At 39.4% G+C, this 20,057-nt stretch carries 19 protein-coding genes; 15 read left to right on the top strand and 4 right to left on the bottom strand.

Going from position 1 to position 20,057, the window contains the following annotated elements:
• Nucleotides 1-12: 12 nt before the first annotated feature.
• On the bottom strand, nt 13-1,419 hold the full coding sequence (locus tag NC799_RS06945; RefSeq protein WP_272445666.1) for an MBOAT family O-acyltransferase: 1,407 nt from the start codon (nt 1,417-1,419) through the stop codon (nt 13-15).
• Between the two features lie 1,098 nt (nt 1,420-2,517).
• Here NC799_RS06945 and sda point away from each other — a divergent pair.
• Nucleotides 2,518-2,694, top strand: coding sequence for a sporulation histidine kinase inhibitor Sda (sda, locus tag NC799_RS06940; protein ID WP_272445665.1), 177 nt, complete (start codon nt 2,518-2,520; stop codon nt 2,692-2,694).
• Between the two features lie 313 nt (nt 2,695-3,007).
• On the opposite strand, the gene NC799_RS06935 is transcribed toward sda, so the two are convergent.
• Nucleotides 3,008-3,796, bottom strand: a complete 789-nt coding sequence (locus NC799_RS06935) for a hypothetical protein (protein ID WP_272445664.1) — start codon at nt 3,794-3,796, stop codon at nt 3,008-3,010.
• Between the two features lie 161 nt (nt 3,797-3,957).
• Between NC799_RS06935 and NC799_RS06930 the strand changes: the two genes are divergently transcribed.
• From NC799_RS06930 to NC799_RS06905, 7 genes are all read left to right on the top strand, one after another.
• Complete coding sequence (locus NC799_RS06930) at nt 3,958-5,961, top strand: S-layer homology domain-containing protein (RefSeq protein WP_272445663.1); 2,004 nt, start codon at nt 3,958-3,960, stop codon at nt 5,959-5,961.
• Between the two features lie 213 nt (nt 5,962-6,174).
• Nucleotides 6,175-6,462 (top strand): hypothetical protein, encoded by a 288-nt coding sequence (locus NC799_RS06925; RefSeq protein WP_272445662.1) that lies wholly within the window; start codon nt 6,175-6,177, stop codon nt 6,460-6,462.
• A gap of 219 nt (nt 6,463-6,681) precedes the next feature.
• On the top strand, nt 6,682-6,918 hold the full coding sequence (locus tag NC799_RS18490; RefSeq protein ID WP_334313849.1) for an ATP-binding cassette domain-containing protein: 237 nt from the start codon (nt 6,682-6,684) through the stop codon (nt 6,916-6,918).
• Between the two features lie 6 nt (nt 6,919-6,924).
• Nucleotides 6,925-7,116, top strand: coding sequence for an oligopeptide/dipeptide ABC transporter ATP-binding protein (locus NC799_RS18485; RefSeq protein ID WP_334313852.1), 192 nt, complete (start codon nt 6,925-6,927; stop codon nt 7,114-7,116).
• A 100-nt stretch (nt 7,117-7,216) separates the two neighbouring features.
• Entirely contained in the window at nt 7,217-8,821 is a 1,605-nt protein-coding gene (locus NC799_RS06915; protein WP_272445867.1) for a gamma-glutamyltransferase family protein, read from the top strand.
• 72 nt (nt 8,822-8,893) lie between these two features.
• A complete protein-coding gene (locus tag NC799_RS06910; protein ID WP_272445661.1) occupies nt 8,894-9,475 on the top strand; it encodes a chromate transporter in 582 nt (193 codons plus the stop codon).
• Nucleotides 9,475-10,002, top strand: coding sequence for a chromate transporter (locus NC799_RS06905; RefSeq protein WP_272445866.1), 528 nt, complete (start codon nt 9,475-9,477; stop codon nt 10,000-10,002). Before NC799_RS06910 ends, NC799_RS06905 begins: the two co-directional genes overlap by 1 nt.
• Before the next feature lie 307 nt (nt 10,003-10,309).
• Here the strand turns inward: NC799_RS06905 and NC799_RS06900 are convergent, their stop codons facing one another.
• Complete coding sequence (locus NC799_RS06900) at nt 10,310-10,684, bottom strand: hypothetical protein (protein ID WP_272445660.1); 375 nt, start codon at nt 10,682-10,684, stop codon at nt 10,310-10,312.
• Between the two features lie 2 nt (nt 10,685-10,686).
• Entirely contained in the window at nt 10,687-10,857 is a 171-nt protein-coding gene (locus NC799_RS06895; protein WP_272445659.1) for a hypothetical protein, read from the bottom strand.
• Nucleotides 10,858-11,182: 325 nt separating this feature from the next.
• On the opposite strand from NC799_RS06895, the gene NC799_RS06890 reads away from it, so the two are divergent.
• The 7 genes from NC799_RS06890 (at nt 11,183) to dhaK (ending at nt 19,973) form a co-directional block, all read left to right on the top strand.
• A complete protein-coding gene (locus NC799_RS06890; RefSeq protein WP_272445658.1) occupies nt 11,183-12,229 on the top strand; it encodes an RpnC/YadD family protein in 1,047 nt (348 codons plus the stop codon).
• 170 nt (nt 12,230-12,399) lie between these two features.
• Nucleotides 12,400-13,377: a hypothetical protein gene (locus NC799_RS06885; protein ID WP_272445657.1), complete on the top strand. Its 978-nt coding sequence runs from the start codon at nt 12,400-12,402 to the stop codon at nt 13,375-13,377.
• 168 nt (nt 13,378-13,545) lie between these two features.
• The gene (locus tag NC799_RS06880) at nt 13,546-14,085 is read left to right on the top strand and encodes a glycerol-3-phosphate responsive antiterminator (RefSeq protein ID WP_272445656.1); all 540 of its coding nucleotides are present in this window, start codon (nt 13,546-13,548) and stop codon (nt 14,083-14,085) included.
• Nucleotides 14,086-14,638: 553 nt separating this feature from the next.
• A complete protein-coding gene (locus NC799_RS06875; protein WP_272445655.1) occupies nt 14,639-15,469 on the top strand; it encodes an MIP/aquaporin family protein in 831 nt (276 codons plus the stop codon).
• 21 nt (nt 15,470-15,490) lie between these two features.
• Nucleotides 15,491-16,981, top strand: coding sequence for a glycerol kinase GlpK (glpK, locus tag NC799_RS06870; protein WP_272445654.1), 1,491 nt, complete (start codon nt 15,491-15,493; stop codon nt 16,979-16,981).
• Nucleotides 16,982-17,195: 214 nt separating this feature from the next.
• Nucleotides 17,196-18,887, top strand: a complete 1,692-nt coding sequence (locus NC799_RS06865) for a glycerol-3-phosphate dehydrogenase/oxidase (RefSeq protein WP_272445653.1) — start codon at nt 17,196-17,198, stop codon at nt 18,885-18,887.
• Between the two features lie 93 nt (nt 18,888-18,980).
• A complete protein-coding gene (dhaK, locus tag NC799_RS06860; RefSeq protein ID WP_272445652.1) occupies nt 18,981-19,973 on the top strand; it encodes a dihydroxyacetone kinase subunit DhaK in 993 nt (330 codons plus the stop codon).
• The last annotated feature ends 84 nt before the right edge of the window (nt 19,974-20,057 follow it).

Genomic DNA, 20,057 nt, shown 5'->3' with positions numbered 1-20,057 from the left:
ACTTCCTTACTATTAAAATCTGAAATAGATAAATGGATTGTATGTCGAGTTCACTAACAGAAGCATCGAACTAACCATTAGCATTAAGTAAACGACCGGTGTCACGACAGATAAAACTGGCTGCCACTGTTCGCCAAGACGACTTTTCACCCAGATGGCAACAGGGGTGCTAAAAATCATGCCGAGCAAGAACACATACCAAAAATCGTTCCAGTAAATGATTGCGGTCGTATCAAGTCCGGCGTTGCCACCGATCCCGGCCATTGCCTGTAAAAATTGAAACGAATAGCTGAATTGATCGGCACGGAAAAATACCCAGCCAATCATAACAACGAGTAACAGGTAGACGTGTTGGAGCGGTGTCCATAATTTACTCAGAAGCTTGGAAAAACCGAGTCGCTCCATGACGATAAATAAGCCGTAGTAAAAGCCCCAGGCGATAAACGTCCAACTTGCTCCGTGCCAAAAGCCGGTAATTGTCCAGACAATTAGTAAATTGCGGATTGTTTTTGCGCTGCCTTGACGATTGCCGCCAAGCGGAATGTAGACATAATCACGGAACCATGCCCCAAGCGAAATATGCCACCTGCGCCAAAATTCGGTCACACTTTTTGCAATGTATGGGTAGTTGAAATTTTCTAGGAAATCAAAGCCGAACATTTTGCCAAGCCCGATCGCCATATCACTATAGCCGGAAAAGTCAAAGTAGATTTGCAACGTGTAGGCAAGAATCCCGAGCCACGCACTGGCAACACTCAGTTCTGTTGCTGGTGTGCTGAAAATCGCATCAGCAATTTCACCAAATGAGTTGGCGAGCAACACTTTTTTCGCCAAACCGATGATGAATCGCTTCACACCATCGGTAAATTTATCCAGGTTAACAAAGCGCTTCTTGATTTGATCTGCAACAGTATTGTAGCGCACAATCGGGCCCGCGACGAGCTGCGGGAACAGGGCGATGTATAAGGATAGTGACACAAAGCTCTTCTGTACCGCCGCATCCTTACGGTAAACGTCGATGACATAGCTCATCGCTTGGAATGTGAAAAACGAAATCCCAATCGGTAAAGCAATTGGCTCGATTTCAAGTGTCAAGCCAAGCAAGCGATTTAGATTAGTGACAATAAATCCGGCATATTTAAAGAAGCCTAAAATCGCTAGGTTACCAATGATAGCGAAGGCGAGCGCGTACTTTTTTTGCCTAGGCTTGTCCGATAGACGATCAATCAACAGCCCAAACGAATAGTTCATCACCATCGAAAAAATCATCAGGAATACATACGTCGGCTCACCCCACGCATAGAAAATTAAACTTGCGATTAATAAAATGATATTTTTACTTGCCTTATTTGCTAAAAAATAAACGAACAAGACAACCGGCAAAAAAGCAAAGATAAACACTAAATTACTAAAAACCAATTCGAGCACCTCGAGTAAGAATTGTTAGTTTGTTTAAAAAACTATTCAAATTATATCATGTCTCGCGGAAATGGAAAGTGGACAAAGCGGGGTGCTATATGAATTAGTCGCAAAGTACACCGAATTATCGGTCAAACAATTGAGATAATTATCAATGGACTAGGCACTGCATGATTTAGGGACTCTTAGCGGAGTTCCTTTCTTATTTTAAGAAAAGAAAATATAAAAATTCAAGATTTGTTTAGATCCGGCGCAGAATCGAGGTTGAATTCGGACAGAAAAGAGCGAATCTGAGTAGATTGAGTCCGAATAGAGGTTGAATTCGGACAGAAAAGAGCGAATCCGAGTAAATAGAGTCCGAATAGAGGTTGAATTCGGACAGAAAAGAGCAAATCCGAGTAGATTGAGTCCGAATCGAGGTTGAATTCGGACAGAAAAGAGCGAATCTGAGTAAATAGAGTCCGAATTGGGGTTGAATTCGGACTCAAAAGAGCAAATCCGAGTAGATAGAGTCCGAATTGAGGTTGAATTCGGACTCAAAAGAGCAAATCCGAGTAGATAGAGTCCGAATTGAGGTTGAATTCGGACAGAAAAGAGCAAATCTGAGTAAATTGAGTCCGAATAGAGGTTGAATTCGGACAGAAAAGACCAAATCCGAGTAGATAGAGTCCGAATTGAGGTTGAATTCGGACATAAAAGAGCAAATCCGAGTAGATTGAGTCCGAATAGAGGTTGAATTCGGACTCAAAAGAGCAAATCCGAGTAGATTGAGTCCGAATTGAGGTTGAATTCGGACAGAAAAGAGCGAATCCGAGTAGATAGAGTCCGAATTGAGGTTGAATTCGGACATAAAAGAGCAAATCCGAGTAGATAGAGTCCGAATAGAGGTTGAATTCGGACAGAAAAGAGCGAATCCTTTCTCATTTTGGTCGAAATTATAACTTTTGATATATGACGAATAGAAGCATTTTTGATAAAACTAAAGGAGAATCTTTTTTAATATCAGTCGATAGGATAAAATGGATGGAAACTATTAAATGATGTTATAAACTTCAAATCTATCACGGTGTAGTCATTTTATAGGAGGGGAGAAGGGTCATGAAGAAATTGAGTGACGAGTCACTGTTAGAGCTGTACGAGCATACTCAAAAGATAGAGGTTGAGCAGGCATTTAAGGAACTGGTGTGGAAAGAAATGAAAAGACGGAATTTAAAGCCAACCGCTAGCCGAAAGAAAAAAGCTCGTATAAATCGTGGGAATATGGACTTGTTTTAATTACTTTTCTTATATAAAAGCTTGAGCGCGAATGTCGCCCGAACGCGGCCCGCTCGGCTAGAAACGGTAGTTATATCGAGCGAATACCTACTCAAGGCGGTTCGCTCGGCCACAGACGGTAGTCAAATCAAGCGAATGTCGCCCGAACGCGGCTCGCACGGCTGGAAACGGTAGTTATACCGAGCATATGATTACCGAATGCTGCCCGCTCCTACTTAACGGTTATAGTATTTGAAAAAAACAGCAGGCGGAATCGGGATTTCCCTATCAGCCTGCAATTTTCATGTTTGTTTGTTGCTACGGTAGAATAAGACTACATCGAGCCCATTGCCTTATCTAAGATAAAGCCTTTTCGTTGTTCTTTTGCTTCTTCATATTGGTCTTTAAAATCATTAGCCGCATTACCACTATAGCCATTTTCCTTAAGATCTTTGACGAGTGATCCATAGATTTGGTCAAACGCTTGATCCGTTTTTGCTTCTAGGTTGTCAGCTGCTGTTTTGTACTTTCGGTAAAAGTAGGCAAAATCAATTTTTTCATCGTTTTCTTTCTTTGTTTGATATTCCTCGTATGCGAGCTGCAGCAAGTTATTTAATTTTTGCGTAGCCTGGACTTCTAAACTTTTAAAGGCCGGCTTATATTGTGCTTTAATTTCTTTCCGTGACAACGTGTCATCTTCTTGTCTGTCTCGTCCGGTTGACAGATCAGAAGTAGATTGATCCGTTGTCGATTTTGCTTCCTGATTAGTAGAAGCGGATTGCTCAGATTCAGTGTTATCAGATGAATTAGCTTTGGTAGTTGTCGAAGGTTCGGTTGATTGTGCCTGCTTCGGTTTTTCAGACGTTTCAGGTTCTTCCGGTTCCGCAGCGTTTTCAGCTCCTTCAGACGCTCCATCACTATCAGCTTCTTCCATTTTATTGTCCACACTGGTTAACTTGGGAATGTCTATTACAAAATCGGTCTCGTACACTTCACTTACTTTAGCGTCAGCGGTGTCATATGATTTAAGATTAAACGTATAGTAAACCCATCCCCCACCACCAGCTAGCAAAACGATTAAGGAAGATAGGACGATTAGTAGGATTTTAGTTGTTTTTTTCATTGAGGTTCCTCCACAGATAGATATAGCAACATCTTAACACATTTCGATAAAGAAGAATATAACCACAATATACCTAAATTTAATTGATATAATACCTCTGCTAAACTATAATGGAACTAGTAGATTACATAATTTGTAATAAATAGGGAGAGGTTAAAATAATGAAAGGAAAGACGTGCAAATCAATCGTAAGTTTATTTTCAATCTTTGTATTATTGTTGTCGGCTGTAGTGCCGGTAAGTGCCGTCACTTCAAATACTAGTGTAAGTAGTCTCGTTACAGATGTTACTGAAATCTATAGTTTTATGAGTGACACACAGAAAGGGACAGTTGAAACTGCCAGGTCAGCTGTGGCAGGACTAACTGATACAGAGATTTCTACTATTTTAAAAGAGAATGGAATCACACAAGCAAAAATTGAAGCATATCCTAGTTTAATAGGCTTAGCGCGAGACATTGCTGAACTAGGTTATGTCGATGGTGCTAATCTACAAGCTAAAATAGATGCCATCCGTAACAATTCGGACTATACAAGTACTTTTGATACATTGTTTTCTTCTGAATTAACAGTTGATGATATGATTGCATTTTTAGTAGCTTTAAAAGAAAAGCTTATAACCGAAATCGGTAATAACATTTTTCAAATCCTATTAGGTGAAACTGATTTTGATAGTGTTGTTGCTTCAGCAGCCACAGACCTTTCTACTACAACTTATTCTGAATTTGATGGTAAACTTCAAACTGGTTTAGGAATAGGTGTTGTTGATCTTATAGCAATAAAAGATGGAATCGAAGCTAAATTAGATGCTAACGGTGATATCGCCAAAAATGCTAAGGCAGCTTTATTGGCGGGTGCTTTGGAATCATTGACTAAAGATTCTAATACTGGTGGTGGTTCTTACGTGCCAGCGCCTACTCCGTCACCTGAACCTTCAGCAGACGGGGCAGCAGAGGTTGAACTTAGTGATGATGCTGTGTCCACTGAAACAGATACAGATGGTACGGTGAAAACAACGGTAAAAGTCGACACGGCAAGCATTTTAAATCTAATCAATACAGCAACAGATTTGAAAACAGTAAGCATCACTGTTCCAGACGACGATAGCAATGCAGCAGTCGTTAGTGTACCTTCATCAGCATTTTCAGCATTAAAAGACAAAAATGAAGATGCAGTTGTAACGATAAATTCAAAGACAGGCTCTTATAGCCTTGGCGTGAAAGAAATCAATGTCGAAGCACTAGCAGCGTCTCTAGGTGCATCTAGTACGGATGATGTGGAAATTAGTATTGAAATTACTCAATCAGAAGACACAACAAATGCTGTCGCAAGTAATGGACTAGCAGCTGCTTCCGAAGTAGTAGATTTCAAGATTACCGCAAAAGCTGGTACTGACGAATCAGAAGTGAACAATTTCAACAGCTATGTGGCTCGTTCGATTCCATTAACAACAACGGATGTGAACCCAAGCCAATATACGGCTGTTCGCATTAATGCAGATGGCACATTAACAGCTGTTCCAACTAAAATTGTCGATGGAAAAGCAGTGTTCAGTAGCAGAACGAACAGTAAATATGCGGTCGTTAAAAACAACGTAACATTTACTGACGTAGAAGCTGGCGATTGGGCTGCACCTGAAATTACAAAACTCGGAAACAAGCTAATCATTAACGGGAAGGAAGATGGAAGGTTTGCTCCTGCAGAAGGAACAAATCGCATTCAAATGACAATCCTCCTTGTTAAAGCGCTTGGTTTAACAGCTAGTGGCGAGTACGATGGTTCTTTTACCGATGTGGAAGGTGACGAATGGTTCATCGAGCCGTTAGTTGCTGCTGTAGAAGCTGGTATTATCAAAGGACGCGTCGATGGAAGCTTTGACCCATATGCGAAGGTCAATCGCTCCCAATCAGCTGCCATGCTAGCTCGTGCGTTAGAGTTTACCGGCTATGATGTGGCAAAATTAGATAAGTCCAAATCAATCAACCAATTTGATGATGTTAACTCGATCGGTGATTGGTCTAAGGCTGACGTAGAATTAATGCTAGAAGCAGGTATTTTCAGTGGTCGAAACAATGGTACAATTTTTGACCCAGCTGGCACAACATCACGTGCCCAAACAGCTGTCGTCTTAAATGGCTACTTGAAGTTTGTTGATTTTATTAACTAATAAGTTTTAGTTTAGGGGTTACTTCCTTGGGAGTAGCCCTTTTTATACGTCCTTATTCTTTTAAAAAAGCAAGATGTTTTGTCTTCCAAGTCCTGACAATAACGCAATACCGAGTCGTTTAAAAAGAAATAATTTTCTACAAAAGGTTACAAATTTTTTATTGCCGGCACAGTTTATGTGATAAAATAAAATTAATTGAGGGAGGTGATCATGATGGAAGTTGGCAACAATGAGATTTTACAGGCAATCAGAGAGTTAAACGATAATATGAATAGAAAGTTTAAGCAAGTTGATGCAAAATTTGAACAAATCGATGAAAGGTTTGAGCAGATAGATAGAAGATTCGAACAGATAGATAGAAGATTTGAACAAATCGAAAACCGTCTTGACAATATCGAGCACCGTTTAGGCTCAGTCGAAAAGAATACGAGTTTCCTTTATACCGAGGTAGGTAAAAATTCTTTAAAAATTAAACAACTGAGTGGACAAGCTGAACAATAACTACCTTCCATGTAAACTAACTATTCAATCTCAACTCCAACATGTAACATCCGCCATACTATTCAATCCACTACGCAAGCGGGGGTCAGACCCTGTCGATGAATAAAAAGGCAAGGGTGAATTGACGCCCTTGCCTGATTTGATTTGACGGGTAAACAATTTTTGTTTTAACAACCCCACCTGTACACCCAAAATGTTGGTTGCAGAAGGTGTCCACCCATGACAAATCAGCCACTTCTTGAAGTGAAAAATGTGAAGAAATACTTTCCGGTCAAAAGCGGGATTTTAAAGCGAACAACTGGTAATGTCCAAGCTGTTGAAGACGTCAGCATTGATGTTTTCGAAGGGGAGACCCTAGGAGTGGTCGGTGAATCGGGCTGTGGAAAATCGACGTTAGGTAGAACGATTTTTAGGCTTAGAGGATTTAACGGATGGTTCGATCAAATTTCGTGGTGAAGTGCTATACCTCGGCCAATCCCTGGTAGGAAAAAAGATCGGGTCCGTTTGGAGGGTGATTTACCAAATCCAGCGAATTATCCAAAAGGATGCCCCTTCCACACACGTTGTCCGGTAGCGACAGAGCGGTGTAGACAGGAAAGGCCTGAATGGCGCGAAATAGAAGAAGGTCATTTTGTCGCGTGTCATGAAGTATAAATAGATATTAGTTCAATTGGCCAAATTAGAAACACATAGATAGATGTGGTGTAGTTTTCGGACTTTTGAACAACATCTAGAAAGGAGCGGTTAGATGAAGATGGATTATTTGCATTATCCATACCCGTCAAGTCGAATGACGACGGTTGCCAATAAAGGGATGGTAGCGACGTCTCAGCCTTTAGCTGCACAAGCAGGCTTGGATATTTTAAAACAAGGAGGCAACGCGATTGATGCTGCGATCGCAACCGCGGCAGCCTTAACTGTTGTCGAGCCAACCTCAAACGGAATTGGCGGTGATGCGTTTGCGCTTGTTTGGACGAAAGGGAAATTGCACGGTTTAAATGGAAGTGGCCCAGCTCCTGCATCGATCTCGATCGAGCAGGTAAAGGAACGTGGCCATGAAAAAATCCCGACATTCGGTTGGACTCCGGTCACTGTACCAGGTGCACCAGGCGCTTGGGTCGAGCTGTCGAAGCGCTTCGGTAAGCTGCCGTTAACAGATGTATTGAAGCCGGCAATCGAGTATGCTGAGCATGGTTATCCGATTTCCCCGGTGTTAGGGAAGTTTTGGAAACTCGCTGCAAAAAAATACAAAGAAGTGTTTAAAGGTGATGAATTCAACCACTGGTTTGAAACATTTGCCCCAAATGGAAAAGCACCAGAAATCGGTGAGGTGTGGAAGTCACCGGGCCATGCCGCAACACTACAAGCAATTGCCGATACGAATGGTGAGGCGTTCTATCGTGGTGAGATTGCTGATAAAATTGCTGCATTTTCCAAGCAATATGACGGCTTTTTAGCAAAAGAAGACCTGGCAAATTATCAACCGGAATGGGTCGATCCAATTTCGGTATCTTACCGTGGCTATGATGTTTGGGAAATCCCGCCGAACGGACAGGGACTTGTCGCGTTAATGGCGTTAAACATCTTAAATGGTTACGATTTTCCGGAAAAAGAATCTGTCGAAACGTACCATAAGCAATTGGAAGCGATGAAGCTTGCTTTTACGGATGGACAATCGTATATTACAGAGGAAAATCATATGTCGCATTCGGTTGCTGAGCTTTTAGCAGAAGAATATGCCGAAAAACGCCGGGCGTTAATTGGTGAGGAGGCCATCACACCAGAACCTGGAACACCGCCAAAGGGTGGTACGGTTTACTTAGCGACAGCCGATGACGAGGGGAATATGGTGTCGTTTATTCAAAGTAACTACATGGGATTTGGTTCAGGCTTGGTCGTACCAGGTACCGGAATTGCGCTGCAAAATCGAGGGCATAATTTTTCCTTAGACCCAAGCCATGATAATGCTCTACAAGGAGGAAAAAGAACGTTTCATACGATCATTCCAGGTTTCCTAACAAAAGGAAACGAAGCGGTCGGGCCATTTGGTGTGATGGGTGGTTTTATGCAGCCGCAAGGACACGTCCAAGTAGTGATGAATACGATTGATTTCCATTTGAATCCACAAGCTGCTCTTGATGCACCACGTTGGCAATGGATGGAAGGAAAGAAAATTATCATCGAACCAACCTTCCCGACAGCAATTGCCGAAGCACTAGCTAGGAGGGGACACGAGATCCAAGTCCAGTTAGAAAAGGGTGCATTCGGCCGTGGGCAAATCATTTGGCGTGACAGCGAAACAGGAACGTTATATGGTGGAACAGAAGCAAGAACAGACGGCACGATTGCTGCTTATTAAGCGCCTATTTATGGCGCTTTCGTTTTGCTTTTCTAAAAAAATAAGATAATCGTTTGTTCGGGGGACTTAACTATGACGCAGTGGCATATTTTTATAGCCTTTTTTCGAGTTGGGATGCTTGGCTATGGAGGTGGTCCTTCATCCATCCCACTTGTAAAAAAAGAAGTAGTCGAGAAATATAAATGGTTAGATGATGAAGAATTTTCTAACATCTTAGCTCTATGTAATTCATTGCCAGGCCCGATTGCAACCAAGATGGCCGGCTATATTGGCTACCGTGTTGCGGGGCTATGGGGTATGGTAAATGCTGTACTCGCAACGATTATTCCGACAATTGTTATTATGATCTTGTTATTAACCTTTTTAGCGTCGATGAGTGATCAGCCATGGGTGCAAGGGATGACTCGTGCCGTTGTGCCGGTAGTTGGTGTGATGCTTGCCGTTCTAACCTATGAATTTTTGAAAAAAGCAAAAGGTGGGCTCGGCTGGGTAGTTATGAGTATATTAGTAGTCGTATCGGTATTATTAATTGAAGTTGCAGGTGTCCACCCTGCATTTTTGATTGGTGCTTTATTAGTTTATGCACTGGTCAAGCCTCATAAGGAAAAGGAACAGAAAGAGGATGAAAAGGTGAGGGGGAAAATGAGCTTATGATTACTTATTGGCAAATTTTCATCGCATTTTTCATTCCGGGTATTGTCGGTTACGGCGGTGGTCCGGCGTCGATTCCGTTAGTTGAAAATGAAGTAGTTGGACGTTTTGGCTGGATGTCGGTCCAACAATTTAGTGAGATGTTGGCAATGGCAAATGCGCTGCCCGGACCAATTGCAACGAAGATGGCTGGATACATCGGCTTTCAGCAAGGTGGGGTATTGGGTGCGGTTGTCGGTGTGTTTGCGACGGTTGCTCCGTCGTTGATTTTAATGATTGTCTTGCTTAGTGTCTTAAACAAATTTAAAGACTCGCCAAAAGTAAAGTTGATGACCGCTTTAATTAGACCAACGATCGCAATTTTGTTAGGGGGAATGGCGTTTAGCTTCTTCCAAACCTCCTACGATGGCGTTGGTATCTGGCAGACTATCCTTTTAGTTGTTGTTAGCTTTATCTTATTGGAAAAAGTAAAGCTAAATCCCGCCTTTGTCATTGTATTTGCTTTGGCGTATGGTGGAATCTTTTTATAAGGGGTCAGACCCTGTCGAAAGACAAAAGGTGTGTTTTGTCCTTGGAGTGAGGACATTGAAAGATATACGTCGTTACGAAACGAAGGGAAGTGTTCACGCACTTCTCTTTTTCAAATGAAATGGTTTATATTAACCGCGATAGTATGCCAATTTCTTGGGGCGAGTTTGAGAGAATAGTGATGGCTGAGGGTTAAATAAGAAGGCAAGGGTCAGCAATCACCCTTGCCTGATTTGATTTAACGGGTAAACAATTTATTCTAATCTCATCAGCAAGGAAGCGCAAGAACTGTCCCTGCATTCCTTTTATTTAAGAAGTACCTTGTTTCTTATGAGGATCATGAATATACTTTTTGATAATTTTGATTATCTCACTACTTGAAATATCTTCTTTATCTGATTTCGAATACATGGTCAGTAAAAAGATTTCTTCTTCACTAGTTAAAACATAATAGATAACCCTAAACCCACCACGTTCCCCTTTATTAGCATCTGAATTTGGCAGTCGTGTTTTAAAGACTTTGTTATTAGGAATATCTAAACCGGGGATATCATCACCTAATAAATTTCCTTTTTCTAATTCATCAATTAGATGTTCAACCTCATCAAATGAATGAGGATACTTTTTAATTAATTTTCTTAATTCACGTTCGAAACGTGTAACAGTATCAACAAAATAGCCCATTATTACAAATTACCATTCTCCATATCTTCTTTAATGCTTTTCAACATATCTCTTGCTGATCTTCTAGGGAGTTTTCCCTCTTTTTTGGCATTCATTTCATTAACAGCATCTTTAAGGGACTCTGCAATATACTCTTTTTCTGATTTAATTTTTACATGCATATCTAATGCCATTTCTTCATCCCCTGTTTCACACATACATCTCACCAACCCTTTTCCTAGTGGTAACAGTGTATGTCTATACTTATCTTTATTATACATTTTTTATCAAACGAAGTCTAACCAAATTCATATAGACGGGGGTCAGACCCTGTCGAAAGACAAAAGGTGTGTTTTGTCCTTGGAGTGAGGACATTGAAAGATATACGTCGTTACGAAACGAAGGGAAGTGTTCACGCACTTCTCTTTTTTAATTAAAAAAACATTAAATAAATAAGAACATTTGTTCTATTTATATGGTATAATCATGTTATCAAAAGCTAAAGGTTGTGGTAAAATAATGCTAACAAATATTGTATTAGAACGACCAAATGATTATCGTGTAATTGATCATGATGGCTTGTGGAAAAAGATTATTCATGAATTATTTGAAGAGTTTATTTTGTTTTTTATCCCAGAATTAGCAGAAGAACTTGATTTTTCCAAGCAGCCTGAGTTTCTTGAACAAGAATTGTTTAAAGAGATTATTCAGGAAAAGAAAGGGAAACAAATTGCAGATCAAATTGTTAAGGTATATTCTAAGGCTGGCGAAGAAAAGTGGCTGATTATTCACATTGAAATTGAGGGAAGTCCAAGAGAGAATTTCTCGAAAAGAATGTTTCGATACTTCTATCACATCTATGATAAGTTCAATGTCGATGTTGTGGCAATGGCGGTATTAACGGGTCATTCAAATGTTTTAACAAAGGGTGAATATCACTATGCGCTGCATGGGACGTCATTAACGTATCAATATAATTTGTTTGAAATTAGTGACTACAGCGAAGACGAGCTGCTTAAATCAGATAACCCATTTGCAATGGCGATACTAGCAGCGAAATACGTTCATGAAACAAAAGATGACGTGGAGAAACGCTATCAATTTAAGATCAAATTGATGAAAATACTGTCACAGAAAAGAAAATATCCTCACGAATATAATCGCATGTATATTTCGGTATTAATCTACTTCATTGACTACTTACTACAAATTCCACTAGAACTAACAAAAAAGCTGAGAGAACAATTAATCGAAATAAAGGAGGGAAAAGAAATGGTTTATATTAATCGCGATAGTATGCCAATTTCTTGGGGCGAGTTTGAGAGAATAGTGAAGGCTGAGGGGAGAGAGGAAGGTAAAGCAGAGGGTAAATTAGAAGGTAAATTAGAGGGTAAATTAGAAGGTAAATTAGAAGGCAAAAAAGAAGGAAGAGAAGAAGGCAAAAAAGAAGCAAAGAGGACAGTTGCGAAAAAGTTGCTAGAAGATGGAGTGTCTTACGAAGTAGTTGCAAAGTATACGGAATTATCGGTAGAAGAATTGAAAAAACTTATGGATGGAATAAATTAAGCACACTTTTCTCATGGATGAATAACAAGGCAAGGGTGATTGCTGACCCTTGCCTTTGCATTTAAACGGGTAAAAATTTTAACAACATCAGCTAATAAGGAAGCGAACCGGCCCCGCGCTTCTTTAACCATGGCAAAATAAAGTAGGGATGCGTGAAAGGAATGATGAATATGGCCAATAACCGTATGTTCAAGATGGAGCAACTGTCCCTCGATAGCTTTTTGGATGACGTAAACGAATGGGACAATGTTGCTTCCTCTACTAAAATAAATAATCAAAGCACAGACCTTAGACAAGACAGAAAAAGATTTCCAATCCATATCGTACAAGATTTCACACGATTTATTGAATATATAGAGAAAGAGCCTGTTCCAATCACTAAGACCGCTGAGTATATTTATGAGAAAAGCTTGCCCAAGCTTAATGAGTGTATGTCCGTTAAGGCAGAGAATGTAACAGCTAACAGTCAGCAGATACATTACCCGTATATTCATTTCTTCTATCACATAGCACTCGCGGGGAGGTTAGTTGAAAAAACTTTACTTGATTCAACTACACCTAGATTGCTCATAACCGATTTATCGCGCGTGTTTTACAAGCTGACTGATACCGAAAAGTACCTTTTTTTACTAGAAACATTCTGGGTAGACGTCAATTGGAAAAGACTTTTAGATAAAAAAGTAAGTGGTGTGCATGATATACTTCCAGATGTTTTTAACATATTAATTAGTGAAAAGCTGAAATCAGGTTTACAGTTAGACAAAGAACGATTGCTTTCCAACTTAACCTTTGACTGGAATTACCTCTTTCTTTACTTGGAATGGTTAGGGATTTGGATGTGCGAAGAGGATCAAGCGAGAATCGATGACTATGGTAGTGAAAAATATTATTTTGTTAAAAGCATAGCACTTACGTCGTTCGGTAAGAAAGTGGTTCCTATATTAGTAGAAGCGCGAAACATAAAAAAGTGGAACATCCCCTTGCGTAAAGAGTACGGAGAAGTCAATCCATTACCGGGGTCAGAACTACCTGATATAGACGTTTTACATACAAGCCGGAAAATCAATAAGGTTCCACCGTTTTATCGAGCCTTTTCTGACATTTTCGATAAGCGGGATATTGGAAATACCATTCCTAGAAGTTATTAAATCTCCCTTGGTTGACACATTTTAGTAGCTTGAGATAAATATTTTTAGCGTAAGGTCGTCTTATCAGCCGATTGATTTTCATACTATTAATATGTGGGCAGATCCGATTAAATCGAACGCGATGAAAATTGGCATTGGCTCTAAAAATATAAGAATTGGAGAATTTATATGGAATTAACTGGAATATTACCGGCAATAAGAAATATGAAAGATTTCGAGAAGGCAATAGAGGGTAATCATAATCACGTTATTTTCTTGGAGACAAGACTTTCGCAGATTGGTAATTTAGTCAAGTATTCCAAACAAAAAAACAAAATTGTTTTTGTACATGCGGATTTAATCCAAGGGCTAAAAGCTGACGAATTTGGCATGGAATACTTGGTGAATGATTTAAAAGTGGATGGTATATTATCAACAAGAGGTAGTGTGATATCCTCTGCAAAAAAACATAAGGTAATAGCTATCCAAAGGTTATTCGCTCTAGATAGTACAGCGATAAACCACAATATTAAGTTAATAAATAATCTGAAACCTGATTATATTGAAGTTTTACCAGGAATTGTACCTTCAATTATCTCAGAAATCTATGATAAGACAGGCCTTCCTATTATTGCAGGTGGACTAATAAGAACTACACAAGATGTACGTAATGCATTAGCGGGTGGCGCACAGGCGATAACTACTTCAAGAAGTGATCTCTGGAATTGATGAAACGTCTTTCTATTCGTGACCTTCAATATGTATACAAACGCTAATTGTGTCTACTGATAAAATAGCCAAAGAAGTTCAAGTTGGTAAAAATTCTAATACTGGAATGTTATAGATATACTTGATGAGAAGAAAAGGAGCCGTGAAAAATTTGAGATTTCGTTTTCGCCTGATCTCTTAATCTGGTCCATGGGGTAACCTCCTACAAATTAGGCTTTTGGGATAAATAAAGTAAGATTAATTAATGCAACTTGTCCGAGTTCTTTTATTTAATCAATGAATTTATTTATCCCAAAAGTGTTGAACCGTTTTATTTTAATTTTTTGAATAAAAATGATTCGATGTATTGACAGCGTTTACAATAATGATATATTATGTATCTATAACAAGTTAAGAAATTGTGATGGAGATTCGGAGCCCACACAACAAGTTTTGTACTTTCCTAGGAAAAAGTACATATCTTGTAGTGTAGGCTTTTTTGGTCTCTATTGATACGTGCACGTAATTTGTTAAGGTTTACATCTTCTAAACTATGATTAAGGGGTGGTTTTCGATGTCAGAGTTTTTAGCAGAACTTATTGGTACAATGATTTTGATAATTTTTGGTGGTGGAGTTGTAGGTGGTGTCGTATTAAAAAAATCAAAAGCAGAAGGATCGGGTTGGATTGTCATATCAATTGGTTGGGGTCTTGCTGTTACGATGGCAGTTTATGCAGTTGGTAGTATTTCAGGTGCACACATAAACCCGGCCGTTACTATTGGTTTGGCGTCAGTAGGTGATTTTCCTTGGGAAAAGGTACCTTCGTATATACTTGCTCAAACGATTGGCGCATTTATCGGAGCAGCAATTGTTTACTTTCAATATCTTCCACACTGGAAGGAGACCAAAGATAAGGGAGCAAAGCTAGCTGTATTTTCAACAGATCCAGCAGTGCGTAGTCCTCTGTCTAACTTAGTAAGTGAAATTATTGGTACGTTTGTCCTTTTAATGGGTTTATCCTTTATTGGAGCAAATGAATTTTCACAAGGGCTAAATCCTGCAATTGTAGGTTTATTAATAGTAGCAATCGGTATGTCACTAGGTGGTACAACTGGGTATGCGATTAATCCAGCTCGTGATCTTGGACCACGAATTGCTCATGCTGTTCTACCAATCATCGGTAAAGGAGGTTCAGACTGGGGTTATGCTTGGATACCGGTTGTAGGACCGATTTTAGGTGGCGTCTATGGGGCGCTTTTCTATAAAGCTATTTTCGCTGGTGAATTTTCTGTTTCGTTTTGGGTATTATCAATTATCATTGGAGGAATCATTATTGCAGCTGTAAATGCAGAACTAAAGAAAGAAAAGTCACATGCAGCAGAAACGATTGAAAAGGCTATTTAAATATTTGAGGGAGGAATATAAATGAAAAAATTTATTTTATCTTTAGACCAGGGTACTACTAGCTCACGAGCGATTTTGTTTAATCATGATGGTGAAATAGTTGAAACTGCACAAAAGGAATTTGAACAGTTTTTCCCGAAACCAGGTTGGGTTGAGCATGATGCTAATGAAATTTGGACTTCTGTGTTATCAGTTATTGCTGAAGTTTTAAGGAAAGCAGATGTGGAACCGGCGCAGATAGCTGGTATTGGGATTACCAACCAACGAGAAACAGCTGTTGTTTGGGATAAAAATACAGGTAAGCCGATTTATAAAGCTGTTGTTTGGCAATCACGTCAAACAGAAGGGATTTGTAAAGAACTACGTGATCAAGGGCATAATGATTTATTCAGAGAAAAAACAGGCTTATTAATCGACCCTTATTTCTCTGGAACAAAAGTCAAATGGATTCTTGATAATGTTGAAGGTGCGAGAGAAAAAGCTGACAAAGGTGACTTGCTATTTGGAACAATTGATACATGGTTGATATATAAGTTAACTGGCGGAGAAAAGCATGTTACTGATTATTCTAATGCATCACGTACACTGATGTACAATATCTATGAGTTAGAATGGGATCAAGATTTATTAGACATCTTAACTGTCCCGAAGAGCATGTTACCGGAAGTACGTCCTTCCTCTGAGATTTATGGGAATACAGTTTCATATCACTTTTTTGGCCATGAAGTACCAATTGCAGGAATTGCTGGTGACCAGCAAGCTGCATTATTTGGGCAAGCGTGCTATGAAAGTGGAATGGCAAAGAATACCTATGGTACGGGATGTTTCATGCTTATGAATACAGGTGAGAAGGCTGTCCCATCTAAACATGGATTATTAACAACTTTAGCATGGGGAATTGATGGAAAAGTAGAATATGCATTAGAAGGTAGTATATTTGTTGCTGGTTCAGCTGTTCAATGGTTACGTGATGGTTTAAAACTGATTGAAAGTGCACCAGAAACAGAAACTCTTGCCACACAAGTTGAGTCAACTGATGGTGTTTATCTTGTTCCGGCATTCGTAGGTCTTGGTACCCCGTATTGGGATAGTGATGCACGTGGAGCCGTATTCGGACTCACTCGCGGAACCAATAAACAGCACTTCGTTCGTGCAACATTGGAATCACTTGCATATCAAACAAAAGACGTGTTGGATGCGATGATCGCTGATTCTGGCATCGATTTAAAAGCATTAAGAGTTGATGGTGGTGCAGTAAAAAACAATTTCTTAATGCAATTCCAAAGTGATATTCTTGATGTACCAGTCGAACGCCCAGAGGTAAATGAAACAACCGCATTAGGTGCTGCATATCTCGCAGGACTCGCAGTTGGTTATTGGGAAAATCGTGAAGAAATTGCTAAACAGTGGAAGAAAGAACGTACATTTACATCCGAAATGTCTGAAGAAAATCGTACACAGCTTTATTCTGGTTGGCAAAAGGCCGTAGAAGCAACGAGAGTTTTTAAATAAATGGTTAATAATTAACTCTCAAGTATGTTATAATAGTAATACAAGTTAATAGGATGGTGCGGAGAAAAGAGAAGGCCACAGTGCTCTAATGAAATAATTTCATAGGGGTATCTGTGGCCTCTTTTCTTTTCTAATTTAGATGCTTTTCTTTGTTAGGGACATGGAGAATATCAAGAAAATGACATCGTTACTAAAAAAAGGGGAGCGATGGAATATGTTATTTTCAAGTCTGAATCGATCACAGACGTATGACAAGATGGAGAATGAGGAGCTTGATTTACTCGTCATTGGTGGAGGAATTACAGGTGCTGGGATTGCGCTCGATGCTGTAACAAGGGGAATGAAAGTTGCAGTCATAGAGAAACAAGACTTTGCTGCAGGTACTTCAAGCAGATCTACAAAACTAGTTCATGGAGGGTTACGCTATTTAAAACAGTTTGAAGTGAAAATGGTGGCTGAAGTTGGTAGAGAACGAGCGGTTGTTTATGAAAATGGCCCTCATGTCACAACACCTGAGTGGATGATGCTACCCTTTTACAATGGTGGAACATTCGGTCCACTATCAACTAATCTAGGATTGAGAGTCTATGACTTCTTAGCTGGAGTGAAAAAAAGCGAACGACGAAAGATGTTTAATAAGTCAGAAGCACTTGAACGAGAGCCATTGCTTAATGATAAGAACTTAAAAGGAGCTGGCTGCTATGTCGAATATAAAACTGATGATGCTAGATTAACAATAGAAGTTATGAAAAAGGCAGTTGAGAAAGGTGCTTTAGCTCTAAACTATGCGAGCGCTGATAAATTCCACTACAAGAATGGAAAGCTTATGGGTGTTGAGGTTAAGGATCAAATTAACGGTGAGAACAGAATTATATCAGCAAGATATTACGTTAATGCAACCGGGCCATGGGTAGATACTTTAAGAGAAATGGATAATTCCAAGCAAGGAAAAACGTTAAGATTAACAAAGGGGATTCATTTGGTTTTTGATCAATCTAGCTTCCCGTTAAAACAAGCAATCTATTTTGACACGCCGGATGGTCGAATGATTTTTGCAATCCCTCGAGACGGAAAAACTTATGTGGGGACAACAGATACCGTTTACGAAGGTGATATTGCTCATCCTACGATGACTATGGATGACCGTGATTATCTTCTAAAGGCTATAGATTCCATGTTTCCGCAGGTAAATATTAGGTCAAAGGATATTGAGTCAAGTTGGGCAGGATTACGTCCCTTAATTTATGAAGAGGGGAAAGACCCATCTGAAATCTCAAGAAAAGATGAAATATTTGAGTCTGAGTCTGGCTTAATTTCAATCGCTGGCGGAAAACTTACAGGGTATCGTAAAATGGCGGAAAGTGTTGTCGATCTGGTGGCAAAAAAGGTAGAAAAAAATGAAGCAAAACTTTTTGCTAAGTCGTCTACAAAACATTTGCCGATTTCTGGTGGAGACGTCGGTGGGTCTAAAGGCTTTGAATTGTTCAAGTCAAAGACTATTACCCAAGGAAAACAACTAGGGTTTACGGAAAAAGAAGCTACGGAAATTGTTCATCGCTACGGCTCTAATGCAATGATAATTTTTGAAATCTACCAAGAGGAAAAAAAACAACCAAAACATCTAGACTTAGATCCATTTGTTTACGCATTACTGAGATATGCAATTGACTACGAGCTTTGCTATAAGCCTGTTGATTTTTTTATAAGAAGAACAGATGCCTTATTCTTCAATATCAACTGGGTTAAGCAACATCAAAAGGTAGTAATTGATTACATGTCTACTGTCTTTAATTGGTCAGGGTATCAAATAAATGAATATACTAATGAATTAAATCGTATGCTTTATGAAGCGGTTAATCCAGAACAAGGACAAACAGGTGAGACAAAGGAAGATCAAGTGTTATAAAAAATAGCGTCATTTCAGTGGACTTGCGATGAGGTTATTAAATTACTAATCTTAAGTAAATTATAACTATTTTTCCGAGAAGGAGAGATTTAAATGAAAAAAATTATTAACGACCCAAATAAGGTAGTCATGGATATGTTAAAAGGTATCGAGCTTGCATCCCCTGATAGACTAAAGGTGGTGCCTGACACAACGGTGATAGCTCGCAAAGATGCTCCAGTCGCAAATAAAGTAGCTCTTATAAGTGGAGGAGGCAGTGGTCATGAGCCTGCTCATGCTGGGTATGTTGGTCCGGGTATGCTCGATGCTGCTGTTGCGGGAGAGGTTTTCACTTCACCTACTCCTGACCAAATTCTTGAAGCGATTAAAGCAGTCCATGGTGGGTCTGGCGTTTTTCTCATTATTAAAAATTATACTGGTGACGTGATGAATTTTGAAATGGCTGCTGAGCTAGCTGAAGCTGAAGGGATTGAGGTAGAAAAGGTAGTTGTAAATGACGATGTTGCTGTCGAAAATAGTTCTTTTACAACTGGTCGTCGTGGTATAGCTGGAACAATTTTTGTTCATAAAATTGCAGGAACAAAAGCTGAAAGTGGTGGTTCGCTTGCCGAAGTAAAAGCTGTTGCTGAAAAGGTCAACATGAATGTTCGTTCTATGGGGATGGCACTTAGTCCTTGTACTGTTCCTGCAGCTGGAAAACCAAGTTTTGTGCTTAATGAAAATGAAATGGAAATTGGTATAGGTATTCATGGTGAACCTGGTATTGAACGTAAAAATATTACAACTGCTGACGAAATAGCTACTGAACTAACGAAAAGGATTTTGGATGACATTGATTATACAGGTTCAGAGGTAGCAGTAATGGTCAATGGACTTGGTGCTACTCCTGAAATGGAATTGTATATCGTCAATGCTAAAGTTCATTCTATTCTAGCTGACAAAGGAATAAAGGTATATAAAACGTTTGTTGGTGAATATATGACATCCCTAGAAATGGCAGGATGCTCGATCTCGATATTAAAATTAGATGATGAGTTGAAAGATTTACTTAACGCAAAATCTCAAGCGTCTGCATTCAGAGTATAGTTGATTGGGAAGTAATAAACTACGACATTCTATTTTGTAAAACGAATGTCGTAGTTTTATGATAAAAGAAGGATTTTACTGAAT

The organism is Aquibacillus salsiterrae, from assembly GCF_028416595.1.
Lineage (GTDB): Bacteria > Bacillota > Bacilli > Bacillales > Amphibacillaceae > Aquibacillus_A > Aquibacillus_A salsiterrae.
The sequence above is the reverse complement of the archived record's forward strand: the minus strand, read 5'-3'. Positions and strand labels throughout refer to the sequence as shown.